13 protein-coding genes and 1 other annotated feature are annotated in these 14,548 nt (G+C 41.7%); of the genes, 12 read left to right on the top strand and 1 reads right to left on the bottom strand.

Features of this window, described 5'->3' with window-relative positions; all coding sequences use genetic code 11:
- Window positions 1–73: 73 nt before the first annotated feature.
- A complete protein-coding gene (locus tag ACFO3D_RS11915; protein ID WP_390296236.1) occupies window positions 74–1,348 on the bottom strand; it encodes a replication-associated recombination protein A in 1,275 nt (424 codons plus the stop codon).
- A 175-nt stretch (window positions 1,349–1,523) separates the two neighbouring features.
- Here ACFO3D_RS11915 and cymR point away from each other — a divergent pair, with 175 nt between their 5' ends.
- The 12 genes from cymR to mltG all read left to right on the top strand — a co-directional run bounded on the left by cymR (window position 1,524) and on the right by mltG (window position 14,537).
- Window positions 1,524–1,943: a cysteine metabolism transcriptional regulator CymR gene (gene cymR / locus ACFO3D_RS11910; RefSeq protein ID WP_390296234.1), complete on the top strand. Its 420-nt coding sequence runs from the start codon at window positions 1,524–1,526 to the stop codon at window positions 1,941–1,943.
- A gap of 36 nt (window positions 1,944–1,979) precedes the next feature.
- Complete coding sequence (locus ACFO3D_RS11905; RefSeq protein ID WP_390296232.1) at window positions 1,980–3,122, top strand: cysteine desulfurase family protein; 1,143 nt, start codon at window positions 1,980–1,982, stop codon at window positions 3,120–3,122.
- Window positions 3,123–3,133: 11 nt separating this feature from the next.
- Complete coding sequence (mnmA, locus tag ACFO3D_RS11900; protein WP_390296230.1) at window positions 3,134–4,243, top strand: tRNA 2-thiouridine(34) synthase MnmA; 1,110 nt, start codon at window positions 3,134–3,136, stop codon at window positions 4,241–4,243.
- Window positions 4,244–4,309: 66 nt separating this feature from the next.
- Window positions 4,310–4,978 (top strand): tetratricopeptide repeat protein, encoded by a 669-nt coding sequence (locus ACFO3D_RS11895; RefSeq protein WP_390296228.1) that lies wholly within the window; start codon window positions 4,310–4,312, stop codon window positions 4,976–4,978.
- 17 nt (window positions 4,979–4,995) lie between these two features.
- Window positions 4,996–7,323 (top strand): SF1B family DNA helicase RecD2, encoded by a 2,328-nt coding sequence (recD2, locus tag ACFO3D_RS11890; RefSeq protein WP_390296226.1) that lies wholly within the window; start codon window positions 4,996–4,998, stop codon window positions 7,321–7,323.
- Window positions 7,324–7,388: 65 nt separating this feature from the next.
- Window positions 7,389–7,580: a hypothetical protein gene (locus tag ACFO3D_RS11885; protein WP_390296224.1), complete on the top strand. Its 192-nt coding sequence runs from the start codon at window positions 7,389–7,391 to the stop codon at window positions 7,578–7,580.
- A 45-nt stretch (window positions 7,581–7,625) separates the two neighbouring features.
- A complete protein-coding gene (locus tag ACFO3D_RS11880) occupies window positions 7,626–8,696 on the top strand; it encodes an AI-2E family transporter (RefSeq protein WP_390296222.1) in 1,071 nt (356 codons plus the stop codon).
- A 45-nt stretch (window positions 8,697–8,741) separates the two neighbouring features.
- Window positions 8,742–8,945 (top strand) — a binding site (T-box leader).
- Between the two features lie 631 nt (window positions 8,946–9,576).
- Window positions 9,577–12,219 carry an alanine--tRNA ligase gene (alaS, locus tag ACFO3D_RS11875; RefSeq protein ID WP_390296220.1) on the top strand — a complete coding sequence of 881 codons (2,643 nt, stop codon included), beginning with the start codon at window positions 9,577–9,579 and terminating at the stop codon, window positions 12,217–12,219.
- Window positions 12,220–12,314: 95 nt separating this feature from the next.
- Complete coding sequence (locus tag ACFO3D_RS11870) at window positions 12,315–12,584, top strand: IreB family regulatory phosphoprotein (RefSeq protein WP_390296218.1); 270 nt, start codon at window positions 12,315–12,317, stop codon at window positions 12,582–12,584.
- Window positions 12,585–13,001 carry a Holliday junction resolvase RuvX gene (gene ruvX / locus ACFO3D_RS11865; protein WP_390296216.1) on the top strand — a complete coding sequence of 139 codons (417 nt, stop codon included), beginning with the start codon at window positions 12,585–12,587 and terminating at the stop codon, window positions 12,999–13,001.
- Between the two features lie 12 nt (window positions 13,002–13,013).
- On the top strand, window positions 13,014–13,301 hold the full coding sequence (locus tag ACFO3D_RS11860) for a DUF1292 domain-containing protein (RefSeq protein ID WP_390296214.1): 288 nt from the start codon (window positions 13,014–13,016) through the stop codon (window positions 13,299–13,301).
- Between the two features lie 117 nt (window positions 13,302–13,418).
- Entirely contained in the window at window positions 13,419–14,537 is a 1,119-nt protein-coding gene (gene mltG, locus ACFO3D_RS11855) for an endolytic transglycosylase MltG (protein ID WP_390296212.1), read from the top strand.
- Window positions 14,538–14,548: the final 11 nt, after the last annotated feature.

The raw sequence follows: 14,548 nt of genomic DNA, 5'->3' as shown, positions 1-14,548 counted from the left end.
AAATGATAATATCATATCTTTACTGTCTATTGTGACCGCTTGAAAAAGGAATTATACCTCTATTATCTAGTATTTATTTTTTGTCTGACTGGATTTTTTTATAAACTTGTTTAAGAGCTTGTTCAAATTTACCTGAATCTTTAGGTTGATAGTAATTTTTGTTCTTTAAGGGTTCCGGTAGATACTGCTGATTAACCCAGCCGTTTTCATAGTTGTGCGGGTATTTGTAATCGACACCACGGCCAAGTTTCTGTGCTCCTGCATAGTGGGAATCTTTCAAGTGTACCGGCACTTCACCGCTCTTTCCTTTGCGTATATCGGATAATGCTTCATCAAGCGCTTTATATGCAGTATTGGACTTTGGTGACAGACAAAGCTCGATGATTGCCACAGACAAAGGGATTCGTGCTTCTGGAAATCCAATGCGCTCAGCTGCCTGAACGGCGGCGATTGCTCTCGGTCCCGCCTGCGGATTGGCAAGACCTATGTCTTCATACGCACACACAATCATACGACGGGCAATGCTGTCCAAGTCTCCCGCTTCAATCAACCTGCCAAGATAGTGCAGAGCGGCATTTACATCACTACCGCGGATGGATTTTTGAAAAGCGGAAATCACATCATAATGTGCGTCCCCGTCCTTATCGTGCGAAAAACTTTTCTTCTGCATACACTCTTCAGCAGTTTTAAGTGATATGAACACATTGCCGTCCTGGTCCGGTGGGGTAGAAGAAACAGCCAGTTCCAATCCGTTCAGCGCTGACCGCATGTCCCCGTTTGCGGCAAATGCCAAGTGATTCAACGCATCATCACTTAATTTTACGGACTGTTCACCCAGGCCATTATCAGTATCTTCTACTGCCCGTATCACTGCTTCTTTAATATCTTCAAGCGTTAGGGGGTGAAGTTCAAATAAGTGGCATCTACTTCTGATTGCCGGGTTGATAGAATGATAAGGATTACTGGTAGTACAGCCGATCATCGTAATAATGTTGCTTTCCAGGTGAGGTAAAAGGAAATCCTGCTTAGCTTTATCCAGCCGGTGAACCTCGTCTAAAACAAGCACCATATGGCCAGTCATTTTTGCTTCTTCGACTACAATTTCCATATCTTTTTTCTTATCAACTACCGCATTCAGAATTTTGACCGGGATATTTAAACTTTTAGCCACGGCAACTGCCATCGAAGTCTTGCCTGTCCCTGGTGGCCCGTAAAGAATCATGGAGGCTAAACGTTCAGCCTGAACCATCCGTCGTACAATTTTCCCCTCTCCTACAAGGTGTTCCTGGCCAATAATGTCATTAATATGGTCAGGCCGCATACGTAATGCAAGAGGTCTCTGTTTCATTTTAATCGTCCTTTGTGTAAAATAGTAGGTTGTATGTCAAGCTTAATTCCGATTCCGGGAATATGCAAGAAGGATCCTATCCATGATATAATAGCATGTATTACATAGAAGAAAATAATAAAAATAGTTGTTATACTGGTTAACTGATATTTAATGAAACTACAGAGGTGTAAATATGAAGATTTCCACAAAAGGACGCTATGGACTAACAATAATGATAGAACTTGCAAGAAAACATGGGGAAGGACCAACACCCCTGAAAGCAATCGCTCGGGAGAAGAACCTGTCAGAGCATTATCTGGAACAGCTGGCATCGCCACTTCGCAATGCCGGGCTTATCAAGAGCGTACGGGGAGCCTATGGTGGCTATATTCTCGCGAAAAATCCGGGTGAAATTACCGCAGGGGACATTATTCGGGTACTTGAGGGGCCAATTACCCCCGTTGAAGGTATAGAGGACGAAGAACCCGCAAAGCAGGCCTTGTGGATAAGAATCAGGGATGCTGTCAAAGATGTTCTTGATACCACCACACTTGAGGACCTTAAAGATCATGAGGATGACGAACAGCAGGACTCGTATATGTTTTATATATAAACAGCAGTCAGTTTTATAAAGGAAGGATTATTTATTATGGAAGCAATTTATCTGGACCATGCGGCAACTACTCCAATGGACAGCAGGGTGATCAGTACGATAAACAGTGTGTCCGAATCAGTCTTCGGCAATCCGTCAAGTGTTCATTCGTTTGGCAGGAAAGCCCGTCAGCTTCTTGATGAGTCAAGAAGAATGATGGCCACCAGTATTAATGCTAACGAAAAGGAAATTATTTTCACAAGTGGAGGAACTGAGGCCGATAATCTTGCGCTGATTGGGACAGCCATAGCCAATCAGGATAAAGGCACGCATATTATCACGACTGTGCAGGAACATCATGCGACACTTCACACAGCAGAATATCTTGAACGGCAAGGCTTCCGTGTAACCTATCTGCCGGTTGATGAAACCGGGAAGGTATCTGTTAATGATCTGGATAAAGCGCTGACTGATGAGACGATCCTGGTATCAATTATGTACGTAAATAATGAAACTGGAGTAATCCAGCCTATCAGGGAAATTGGACAGTTATTGAACGAGCATCAGGCATATTTGCATACAGACGCTGTTCAAGCTTATGGGTTATTGGATATTGATGTTCAGGAGCTTGGAGTTGACTTGCTGACCGTTTCATCCCATAAAATAAATGGACCAAAAGGGATTGGGTTTTTGTTCGCCTCCACTAATGTGAAAATTAACGCCCAGCAATTTGGTGGGGAACAGGAACGTAAGCGCCGGGCAGGGACAGAAAATGTTGCTGGGGCTGCAGGGTTTCAAAAGGCAGTCGAGCTTGCCGGGGAACACAAGGCCGAGCGAGTTGATAAATACAAGAAATATAAAGATATGTTTATAAACGAACTTGAAAATGGGGAAGTTTCCTTTCAGGTAAATGGTGATCTTGGTGACACGATAGCATCCATTGTAAATATAAGTTTTCCAGGGACCAATGTGGAGCAGTTATTGACAAACTTTGATTTGGATGGGATTGCCGCCTCGAGCGGAAGTGCGTGTACCGCAGGGTCAGTGGAACCGTCCCATGTGCTGGCCGCTATGTTTGGAGAGAGTGATGCCAGAACTACGAATTCGATACGTTTCAGTTTTGGTATTTTCAATAATGAAGAGAACGTGAAAGAAGCAGCAAGAAGGATTGTAAAAATAGTAAAACGATTGACCGCATAAGGGGTGAAAAAATGAAGGCAAAAAAAGATACACGGGTGGTTGTCGGGATGAGCGGGGGAGTTGATTCCTCTGTAGCAGCATTGCTTCTGAAAGAACAAGGGTATGATGTAGTGGGTATTTTCATGAAAAACTGGGACGATACCGATGAAAATGGAGTTTGTACGGCGACCGAGGATTATGATGATGTCGTCCGAGTCTGTAATCAACTTGATATCCCGTACTTTGCAGTGAACTTTGAAAAGCAATACTGGGACAAGGTCTTTACTTATTTCCTGGATGAATATAAAGCAGGAAGGACACCGAATCCTGATGTAATGTGCAATAAGGAAATCAAGTTCAAAGCTTTTCTTGAACACGCAATGTCACTGGGGGCCGATTATCTGGCAACTGGACATTACGCGCAAGTACGGAATAACAATGGCCGTTATGAAATGCTTCGCGGTGTTGATGACAATAAGGACCAAACCTACTTTTTGAATCAGTTGACAAGTGATGTACTGGAAAAAGTAATGTTCCCGTTGGGTCATTTAGAGAAAAAAGAAGTACGGGAAATTGCCCGCAAGCATGATCTTGTAACGGCAACCAAAAAGGACAGCACAGGAATCTGTTTTATCGGTGAACGTAATTTCAAAGAGTTTCTGAGTGAGTATCTGCCAGCACAGCCTGGCGTTATGAAAACTCTCTCGGGAGTGGAAAAAGGGCAGCATGAAGGATTGATGTATTACACGATTGGACAACGCCAAGGACTTGGTATTGGTGGTGCTGGCGATCCATGGTTTGTTGTGGGAAAGAATTTGAAAGACAATATTTTGTATGTGGAGCAAGGGTTCGAGAATGAAAAATTATACTCAGATAGTCTAATTGCGACGGATGTCAATTGGATTAATGATATACCGGAAAATAACTTTGCATGCACTGCAAAATTCAGATATCGTCAGAAAGACAGTGCTGTAACGGTCGAGAAACTGGATGATGGAAATATTCATGTTATTTTCAACGAACCACAGCGGGCAATCACACCTGGCCAGGCAGTCGTCTTCTACGACGGGGAAGTATGTCTTGGTGGCGGTACAATCGATGAAGTGATTAAGGACGAGAAATATCTGGATTATGTAGGGTAGATGCAGACAGGAGGACATATTATTGTCCTCTTTTCACTGCAAAACGACGAAAGTGAGGCGAGGACTATGGATAAGAACAAAGAAGCGATTAATTTGATGAATGAGCAGAAATATGAGGAAGCAGCTGCCTTATTTAGCGAAATAATTGAAGAAAGTCCGGAAGATCCAGTGGGTTTTATCAACTTTGGAAATCTGCTGCTTCACGTGAATGATTATACACGGGCACAGCGTTTTTTCGAAAAGGCAATCGAACTTGACGAATTTGCTGCCACGGCATATTACGGGCTAGGAAACATGTACTATGAGCAGTCACTTTATCCAAAGGCACAGGAAAGTTTTCAAAAAGCAATTGATCTTGGTCTTCTTGAAGCGGACGTCTACTATATGCTTGGTATGACGTTCTATAAGCAGGAACACTATAAACTCGCTTTGCCCTATTTATTGCGAGCAACAGAACTGGATTCTGAGGATGCAGAAATGCTCTTTCAATATGGTCTTACACTGGCACAGAGTGACCATTTAAAGGATGCCCGGTCTGTATTTGAAAATGTTTTGAAACTCGATGAGAAACATAGTGATGCCCATTATAACCTGGGTGTTATCGCACTTTATGATGAAGATCTTGTTGGAGCTTTAAGTCATTTTAATACCGCACTGGAAATTCAGCCGGAACACACGCTGGCAGAAAATGCAAAAAATCAGGTGGAGGCATTATTAAATAATACCGACCTATAGGATAGGCAGGGTTGAGCATGGAACCGGAAAAACAGTCCATTAATGAACAGGGATATATTAACGGGGAAATTCTGCATGTTATTTTCCAGAATGAACGAGAACACTTTTCGATTGCAAAAATTAAAGTGCATGACACTAATGAGGATTTCAAAGAGAAGGAAGCGGTAATTAAAGGTTACTTTTCGAATCTGCAAGAATCAACAGTGTACCGTTTTTTTGGCGAGTTTGAGCGGCATTCGAAGTTCGGGCTTCAATATAAGGTAAATACGTATCAAACGTATGTACCTGAAACGAAAGAAGGTTTAATTGCCTACCTTTCGAGTGATCTTTTTTATGGGGTCGGTAAAAAAACCGCAACTCGTATTATTGAAAAGCTTGGCGAATCCGCTATTTCAAAAATCATTAATAATCCCAAAGTACTTGAAGACATCCCAGGGTTAAAAAAGGATAAGGCAGAGCAATTTGCCGAGACATTAAAGGAACATCAGGGATTTGAGCATATCGTCGTTTTCCTGTCCAATTATGGAATTGGACTCCGGATGGCCCAAAAGATATATGCGGAATATAAAGATGAGGCGATATCTGTTCTTGAAAATGATCCGTACCAATATGTGTTTGATATAGAAGGGTTCGGTTTCCAGACTGCGGACCAGATAGCAAGGCAGAATGGCTTATCGATGACCCATCCAAACAGAATTGGAGCGGGTTGCATTTATATCCTGCAAAAAAACATCCAAAACGGGCATGTTTATTTGCCAATGAGTGAATGCATCAGTCAGGTTATCGATTTGCTTTATAACCTAGAACTGTCCATAGCCGATGAAACTATCGCTCAGCGGCTTGAGGAACTTAATAAGGAAAAAATGGTGATTATGAAAGAAGGTAATATTTATCTGCCTTCCTTGTACTATGCGGAGGACGGACTGGCTTCCAATATCAGGCGAATCCTCGACAAGCCGGTTTCCTATGATACCACGATGGCAGATTTGTTGAAGATAATCGGGGACATTGAAGAAAGTGAAGTACTTAGTTATGGAAAAGAACAGTTTGACGCGATTAATAATGCACTCGAATCTAAACTTATGATTGTCACTGGAGGACCGGGGACAGGTAAAACAACTGTAGTGAAAGGTATTCTAAAAGCCTATGCCGCAATCCATAATCTTTCATCTGATCCTAAAGATTATGATGCTGAAACAGAATTTCCATTTATTTTGACTGCGCCGACCGGTAGAGCTGCTAAGCGGTTGAATGAGTCAACTGGTATCCCCGCAGTCACGATTCACCGTTTACTGGGCTGGGATGGAAAAGAAGGATTTAATAAAGGTGAGAATGAACAACTATCTGGTAAATTCCTGATTGTTGATGAGTTTTCCATGGTTGATATTTGGCTGGCGAACAATTTGTTTAAAGCTATTCCAGACGATATGCAAGTATTGCTTGTCGGGGATGAGGATCAGTTGCCGTCAGTAGGTCCCGGCCAGGTTTTAGCTGACTTGCTTGGAAGCGGGCTGCTTCCATATGTAAGCCTTAATGAAGTATACCGTCAGAAAGAGGGCTCCAAAATCATACAGCTTGCCCACCTAATCAAGCATGATCAGTGTGGTGCTGATTCGCTGGTAAACGACAAGGACTTCAGTTTTATTCCTTGTTCAGAGCATCAGATGATAGACGTGATATCCAAGGTCTTTCATAAAGCGAAGGACAAAGGAATAGATTTGAAAGATATTCAAGTTCTTGCGCCAATGTATCGTTCCCAGGCTGGGATCACCCTCATTAACAAACAACTTCAATCTATTGTAAATCCCAAAAAAAATACGAAACGGGAAGTAAAATTCAATGATGTTGTATACCGGGTCGGGGACAGGGTATTGCAGCTTGTTAACCAACCGGAAGATGGTGTGTTTAATGGTGATATTGGGGAAGTTGTTGCGATATTCAGAGAAAACGAGAACATAGATAATGTTGAACAGCTGGTTATTGACTTTGAAGGCAAGGAAGTTGTTCTCGAACGGAAAGACTATATAAACATCATGCATGCATTTTGTATATCCATACATAAGTCACAAGGCAGTGAATTTCCTATCGTCGTTCTACCGGTTGTATCCGCTTATAACCGGATGCTTAGGAAAAATTTGCTATACACGGCCATAACGCGAAGTAAAAGTTCGTTAATAATCTGCGGGGAGCGACAGGCCTTTCTCCGTGGGGTTCGCACTCATGATACAAATCGGCGCTATACTTCTCTGCAAGAACAGCTAAAGGAACGACTCGGAGAAAGTAACCCGAAGAATACACTTCCGGACACTGAGGAAGATGAAATAACACCATACGATTTTATGTAAATAAATGTATAAATAATCTGTAACTGGGCAAGCATAGAGAAAAAGCCTTAAAAGGAGCTTTGGCTATGTTTGTGTGCCCAAACTGCAACAGTAAAGACGTAGGGAAAATCGGTTCCCAGCAATTCTACTGCTGGAATTGCTTTATCGAATTCTCCGTTCTTGGAAGTGAACTGACAATTCATCAGGTAGAGGCAGATGGTTCATTAAGTTCACTTGATGATTTATTTACCAAGGATGAAAGAAAGATCCGATGGTAGTTTTTCGTATGGAGTCGGCTATTATCCTTCCTGGATGTGAACATTTTGTTATTTAAAAACTGGAAGCCAATGAATTTCCTTTACTGGACAGTTTCAGGAATTGCTTTATTTATATTTATTTATCTGCTTGTCAAGCTGCTCCCTGTATACGGGGCTTTTTTTTCCTTTTTATGGAACCTGCTGGCTCCTTTTCTGGTTGCACTTCTGATCGCTTATTTTCTTTATCCTATCATTTTAAAAATGCACAAACACAACATACCAAAAGGTCTTGCAATTATTATTATATATGTACTGTTCTTCGGTGGACTTGGATACTTGCTTCACCGGATTTTTCCGATGATTATTCACCAGTTGAGCGATCTTAAAGTACAACTTCCACACTTGATAGAAATGTATCGTGATTTTGTATACAGCCTCTATGAATATACCGCTTTTTTACCGGAAAATGTCCATGACCGTATGGATGAACTTATACAAGAGATAGAGACGTATATAGAGAACCTATTAACTGACCTGGTACGGGGATTAACCGGGATTTTTGATATGATTGTGTTTATAACTGTCATACCTGTCCTTGTCTTTTATTTTATTAAGGACTACGAAAAGATAAAAGGTTATATTAAAAAATGGATTCCATTTAAATATCAAAATCAGACTAGTGAAATCTGCCATGCAATCGATGAAAGCCTTGGCAGGTATATCCGTGGGCAGCTGATTGTCTGTCTTTTTATCAGTGTGGCAGCGTTTGCGGTGTTCCGCTACCTCGATATTAACTATGCACTCCTTCTGGCCATTATTATGGGGGTTACTAACCTGATACCATACTTTGGTCCAATTATCGGAGCTGTTCCTGCAGTTGCCATTACGGCCACCGTTTCCACCAAGTTGATCATTGTCGTGTTAATAAGCGTATTTGTCATTCAGCTGATCGAGAGTAATCTCTTGTCTCCGTATATTGTTGGCAAAAGTATTAACATCCACCCTGTTGCTATCATATTTGCACTGCTTCTGGGGGGGCAGTTATTCGGTGTAATCGGCATGGTTATTGCTGTTCCGCTATTGACTGTTTTAAAAGTGATTACTTCACATATACTAACAGCTAGACGCTATAATTGACATTTGCATTTTAGTTTTCTATAATATCATATACCAAGGATATATATGAATACGTTGAAGGTTCCAAGTACATGACGCTCTGTTTTAAGAGAGGGATTTCCCTTGGCTGAAAGAAATCCTAACGATGAGGCATGGAAAGCTAAACTGGAGTACGGCTAATCCCCGTCGGTTTCATACCGTTACCATGTGAAAGTGATGAACTTTATTTGTTCATAATTAGGGTGGTACCGCGAATATCTCGTCCCTGCATAATTGCAGAGAGGAGATTTTTTTAGTTTAAGGCTGTTTTATTAAAAGAAAGATGCTTTGGACACAAAATCTATAAAATGCGAAGTAACTCGTAGCTTCGCTCTGGCAGAATACTTCGCTTTTACCACGCCGGGTGCAAGGTCAACATCTGTTCAAGCTAAAGCTTTCACATTGTTTCCTTTGCCGGGGGCATGGCTTACTCGCGGAAAGATCGCCGTTGCGGGGTCTGAAGGAAGGCCGACCAAAAACGGGCTTTGCGCCCATCGGCGGCATGCTCCTGTGAAGGGGCACAGTTCCCCAGGAATCTTCGTATTCTGCCTGCTCTAAAAATGCGTTCACTATTTGATAAGGTTAAGAGTACATGTAAATACAATACGAATCGGCCTTAATCCAGCGAGGGGAAATACATGGAGACTCCTGCGGGAAAAGCAACAGCTGAAAATCCCGCAGGAAGTGGTCTTCTTCCGAGGAATTTGGAGCGTTGCCCGCGGAAAGCGTAATGTATTTCCGGAGCGAAGCTAGGCTGACTGTTAAGTAGTAGTTTATATCAACTGAGAGGTTAATGGGCATAGTCCAAAACGGGCTTTGGTTTAAGAAAGAATTTATTGCCAAAAGATATGGAGGTATTCAGATGAAACAATTAACATCAGCACAGGTACGGCAAATGTTTCTTGATTTTTTTAAAGAAAAAGAGCACCGCGTTGAACCAAGTGCTTCACTGGTTCCAAAAGAAGACCCAACACTGCTTTGGATTAACAGTGGGGTAGCAACACTGAAAAAGTATTTTGACGGACGTGTTATTCCAGAGAATCCACGGCTGGTTAACGCCCAAAAGTCAATCCGGACCAACGACATTGAGAACGTCGGGTTTACAGCACGACACCACACGTTTTTTGAAATGCTTGGTAATTTTTCAATCGGTGATTATTTTAAGAAAGAATCGATCATCTGGGCGTGGGAGTTTTTAACCAGCGACAAATGGATAGGTTTTGATCCTGAGCTGCTTTCTGTCACAGTTCACCCTGAGGATGATGAAGCGTACGATATCTGGTTGAAAGAAATTGGTATACCGGAAGAACGGATTATCCGGCTGGAGGAAAACTTTTGGGATATTGGCGAAGGTCCAAGTGGTCCGAACACGGAAATATTTTATGACCGTGGAGAGAAATACGGCAATGATCCAAATGATCCGGAACTCTATCCGGGTGGCGAAAATGAACGTTATCTTGAAATATGGAATTTGGTATTCTCCCAGTTTAACCATAATCCGGATGATACGTACTCCCCATTACCGAAAAAGAATATTGATACCGGAATGGGCCTTGAGCGTATGGTCTGTGTGATTCAGGATACGCCGACTAACTTTGAGACGGATTTATTCATGCCGCTTATCCGCAAGACAGAAGAGATGACGGATAGAGCATATGGTAAAACGAAAGAAGACGATACTGCATTTAAAGTAATTGCCGATCATATCCGTACAGTGACCTTTGCAGTAGGTGATAATGCATTGCCGTCCAATGAAGGCAGGGGATATGTACTGAGAAGACTGCTTCGCCGGGCGGTTCGGTTTGCCAAGCAAATAGGCATAGATGAGCCGTTTATGTACAAGTTAGTGCCAACTGTCGGGGAAATTATGAAAGACTTTTACGCTGAGGTAGTAGAGAAACAGGACTATATTAAAAATGTCGTAAAAGTGGAAGAAGAACGATTCCATGAGACACTTAATGATGGGCTGGATATCCTTACTTCCATCATGGAAAAAGAAAAGAGTAAAGGCAGTGATGTTTTCCCAGGAGTCGAAGTGTTCAGACTCTATGACACGTATGGGTTCCCTAAGGAATTAACTGAGGAATACGTTGCCGAGCAAGGCTTCACGATCGATGAGGAAGGTTATCAGGAAGAGATGTCCAAGCAGCGTGAAAGGGCCCGGAATGCACGGCAGAAGGTGGACTCCATGCAGGTCCAGGATGGAGTTCTCGCGGATATTGAAGCGGAAAGTGAATTTACAGGATATCAATATTTGGAAACCCAGACTGAGATAGTTGCAATTATTAAAGATAACATGAAAATAAATAAGGCTGAACCAGGTGATGAGGTAATTCTGTTCCTCAAAGAAACACCATTCTATGCTGAAAGTGGAGGACAGGTTGCGGATAATGGTTGGGTGTACAGTGATAACGTTTCAGCCTATATAGGAAATGTACAGAAGGCTCCTAAAGGGCAGCATATCCACTTTGCAACAATCAAAGAGGGGAATCTCCACGTGGGCGACAGTGTGAAAGCAATAGTTGACAGTGCATTCCGTACTTCAATTATTAAAAACCACACAGCAACCCATCTGCTTCACCAGGCGTTGAAGGATGTGCTAGGTGATCATGTTAACCAAGCTGGTTCACTCGTGACTCCAGACAGGCTGCGATTCGACTTCTCTCATTTTGAGTCGGTTAAAGCGGAGCAACTTCAGGATATTGAACAGAAAGTAAATGAAAAAATCTGGGATTCAATTGCACTTCAGATTGATCACAAGAAAATTGACGAAGCAAAAGAGATGGGAGCAATGGCATTATTCGGGGAGAAGTACGGAGATATTGTCCGAGTGGTACAGATTGGTGATTACAGCATTGAGCTTTGTGGTGGATGCCACGTTCAGAATACTGCTGAAATCGGCCTCTTCAAAATAGCTTCCGAATCAGGAATAGGTGCCGGCACCAGAAGAATTGAGGCAGTAACCAGCAGGCATGCATACGAACATGTTAATAAGCGCCTCAACACATTGCAAACAGCGGTCCAATTATTGAAAACAAATGAAGAACGCGTACCCGAACGGATTGAAGGACTATATCAGGATATTAAAGATCTGGAAAAAGTAAACGAATCCTTGAATGCAAAACTCTCGAACGCAGAAGCTTCATCAATTATCGAAAAAGTGAAGGATTTAGACGGGGTAAAACTGCTGTCCGAAAAAGTAAGTGTTAAAGATATGAACCAGTTACGGAACATGGTAGACGATCTGAAACAGAAGCTGGATTCCGGGATTATTCTTCTTGCAGCTGAAAATGATGGAAAAGTTCAACTTGCAGCAGGCGTCTCCAAAGACCTTGTCCAAAGGGGTTACCATGCAGGAAATTTAATTAAACAGGCTGCCCAGATTTGTGGGGGTGGCGGTGGAGGCCGTCCAGACATGGCCCAGGCCGGCGGTAAAAACCCTGATAAAATAAATGAGGCACTTGGCTATGCTGAGCAATATGTTAAGGAAAGTGAAAACAATTAAAAATCCTGTATTCTATCTTACACAAAAAGATATAATATTAAGGGCAAACATGTTAGAATAGGGAATGAAGGTAAATCATGGAATGAGGTGTCACTATGAGTTCTATCGACAAAACGATGAAATTTAATTTTTCGGAAGAGCCTTATGAGCAGGATATAAAGGAAATCCTGCTGACTGTGCACGGCGCACTGAAGGAAAAAGGCTATAATCCGATCAATCAAATTGTGGGTTATTTGTTATCTGGTGACCCTGCATATATACCTAGATATAATGAAGCCCGGAATCTGATCCGTAAAATAGAGCGCGACGAGGTTATTGAAGAGCTGGTCAAATTTTACCTGGAAGAACAGCAGAAGAGTAAGTAAATGAAAATTGCTGGACTTGATGTCGGATCGAAAACAATCGGTGTCGCAATAAGTGATGCATTGGGCTGGACTGCACAGGGTCTAACCACAATTAAATGGGATGAACGGGATATTGAATCTGCAGACAAAGAACTGGGTATAATACTGAAAGAGCACGAAGTTGAAAAGGCAGTTATGGGTCTACCCAAAAACATGAACGGAACGATTGGTGAGCGTGGCCAGGCATCTGAAAGATATGCCGAACATGTAGAAAAGACCCATAATATACCGGTTGTTCTTTGGGATGAACGGTTAACGACTATCGCTGCAGAACGTGTGCTGCTTGAGGCAGATATGAGCAGGAAAAAAAGAAAAAAAGTAATTGATAAAATGGCAGCTGTCATGATTCTACAGGGATATCTTGATCAGACCAAATAAAGGAGTGTAGTTATGCCCTTGGAAGAGAAAGAACGAATTATTATACCAGATGAAAATGGAGAAGAGCATCTGTTTGAGGTACTGTTTACATTCGATGTAGATCAAAATGAACAATCTTATATTGCTGTAGTTCCCGCAGAACAGAAGGAAGATGAAGAGGTAGAAGTTTATGCCTTCCGTTATGAGGAAAAGGAACAGGAAGATGATGATCTGGCATTGTTTCCTATTGAATCAGATGAAGAGTGGGAAATGGTTGAGGAGATGCTGAACACACTGGTAGATGAGGAAAGCGACAAATAAATCTGAATATAAGGAGGCTGATATCGTATAGATATCGGCTTTTCCTTTTTCTATCCCTTTTGCTATGGATAATTATAGCTTTTTTTAGTATAATATAGCGGGTGAGGGGGATATTGAATGTCGAAAAAGAAAAAGTCAGGTGACTATATGAACAATCTTGTGAAACGAAGTGAAGATGCAAAAACAGTGAGAAGAATTGTCGCTGTTATCATTGTTTCACTGGTTCTCATATTAGTTGTTGGTGGCATATCAGGATATATGTATGTTAAATCAGCCCTGGAGCCAGTAAATCCTGACAGTGATAAAGAAGTGAAAGTTGAAATTCCGATGGGGTCATCTACATCGGCAATCGCTAGTACCCTTGAAGAAAACGGGATTATTAAAGATGCTCGTGTGTTTCGCTTTTACATAAAATTTAAGAATGAATCGAATTTCCAGGCAGGCGAATATAAATTATCACCATCCATGGCAATAGATGAGATAATAAATGCTCTTAAAAACGGTAAAGTACTCGAAGAACCAGTTTACACGATTACTATTCCAGAAGGTAAAACCATTGAGGAAATTGCTGAGATATATGCAAATAAGCTTCCATTTAGCAAAAAGGAATTTCTAGAGGTGGTAAACAATCCGGAATATATCGAGTTATTGATTAATTCGTATCCGAATGTTTTATCGAATGTAATACTCAATCCCGATATCCGAACACCATTGGAAGGATATTTATTCGCTGCAACCTATAATTTCTACGATAATAAACCTGGTGTAAAAGCAGTAGTCGAAAAAATGCTAGAAAAAACAGTTACTGTGGTTACACCATATCTGAATGAGATTTCCGCGCGAGATTTGTCCGTCCATGAAGCCCTGACAATGGCCTCACTTGTCGAAAAGGAAGCAAGTTCAGAGAAGCAACGCCGGAAAATTGCTAGTGTATTCTATAATCGTATGGAAGCAGGGATGCGGCTGCAGACGGATCCAACTGTTCTTTATGCTCTTGGGGAACACAAAGATCGTGTACTTTATAAAGACCTGGAAGTAGAATCACCCTACAATACCTATTTTGTTGATAAACTTCCAATAGGACCGATTTCCAATTTTGCTGAAATATCCCTTCAGGCAGCTGTGAATCCTCAGGAAACAGCGTTTAAGTATTTTTTACATGACAGTGAAGGGAATATTCATTTCGCAGAAACACATCAGGAACACCAAACTTTAAAACAGAAATATATAAATTAACTAAAAACGGA

Origin of the sequence: Virgibacillus kekensis (genome assembly GCF_042654125.1) — a bacterium.
GTDB lineage: Bacteria > Bacillota > Bacilli > Bacillales > Amphibacillaceae > Lentibacillus > Lentibacillus kekensis.
This window is presented reverse-complemented; position numbering and strand designations above follow the sequence as displayed.

Coding starts and splice junctions, on each gene's coding strand:
- ACFO3D_RS11915 (WP_390296236.1), bottom strand. CDS start 1,348: ATGAAACAGAGACCTCTTGCATTACGTATGCGGCCTGACCATATTAAT.
- cymR (WP_390296234.1), top strand. CDS start 1,524: ATGAAGATTTCCACAAAAGGACGCTATGGACTAACAATAATGATAGAA.
- ACFO3D_RS11905 (WP_390296232.1), top strand. CDS start 1,980: ATGGAAGCAATTTATCTGGACCATGCGGCAACTACTCCAATGGACAGC.
- mnmA (WP_390296230.1), top strand. CDS start 3,134: ATGAAGGCAAAAAAAGATACACGGGTGGTTGTCGGGATGAGCGGGGGA.
- ACFO3D_RS11895 (WP_390296228.1), top strand. CDS start 4,310: ATGGATAAGAACAAAGAAGCGATTAATTTGATGAATGAGCAGAAATAT.
- recD2 (WP_390296226.1), top strand. CDS start 4,996: ATGGAACCGGAAAAACAGTCCATTAATGAACAGGGATATATTAACGGG.
- ACFO3D_RS11885 (WP_390296224.1), top strand. CDS start 7,389: ATGTTTGTGTGCCCAAACTGCAACAGTAAAGACGTAGGGAAAATCGGT.
- alaS (WP_390296220.1), top strand. CDS start 9,577: ATGAAACAATTAACATCAGCACAGGTACGGCAAATGTTTCTTGATTTT.
- ACFO3D_RS11870 (WP_390296218.1), top strand. CDS start 12,315: ATGAGTTCTATCGACAAAACGATGAAATTTAATTTTTCGGAAGAGCCT.
- ruvX (WP_390296216.1), top strand. CDS start 12,585: ATGAAAATTGCTGGACTTGATGTCGGATCGAAAACAATCGGTGTCGCA.
- ACFO3D_RS11860 (WP_390296214.1), top strand. CDS start 13,014: ATGCCCTTGGAAGAGAAAGAACGAATTATTATACCAGATGAAAATGGA.
- mltG (WP_390296212.1), top strand. CDS start 13,419: ATGTCGAAAAAGAAAAAGTCAGGTGACTATATGAACAATCTTGTGAAA.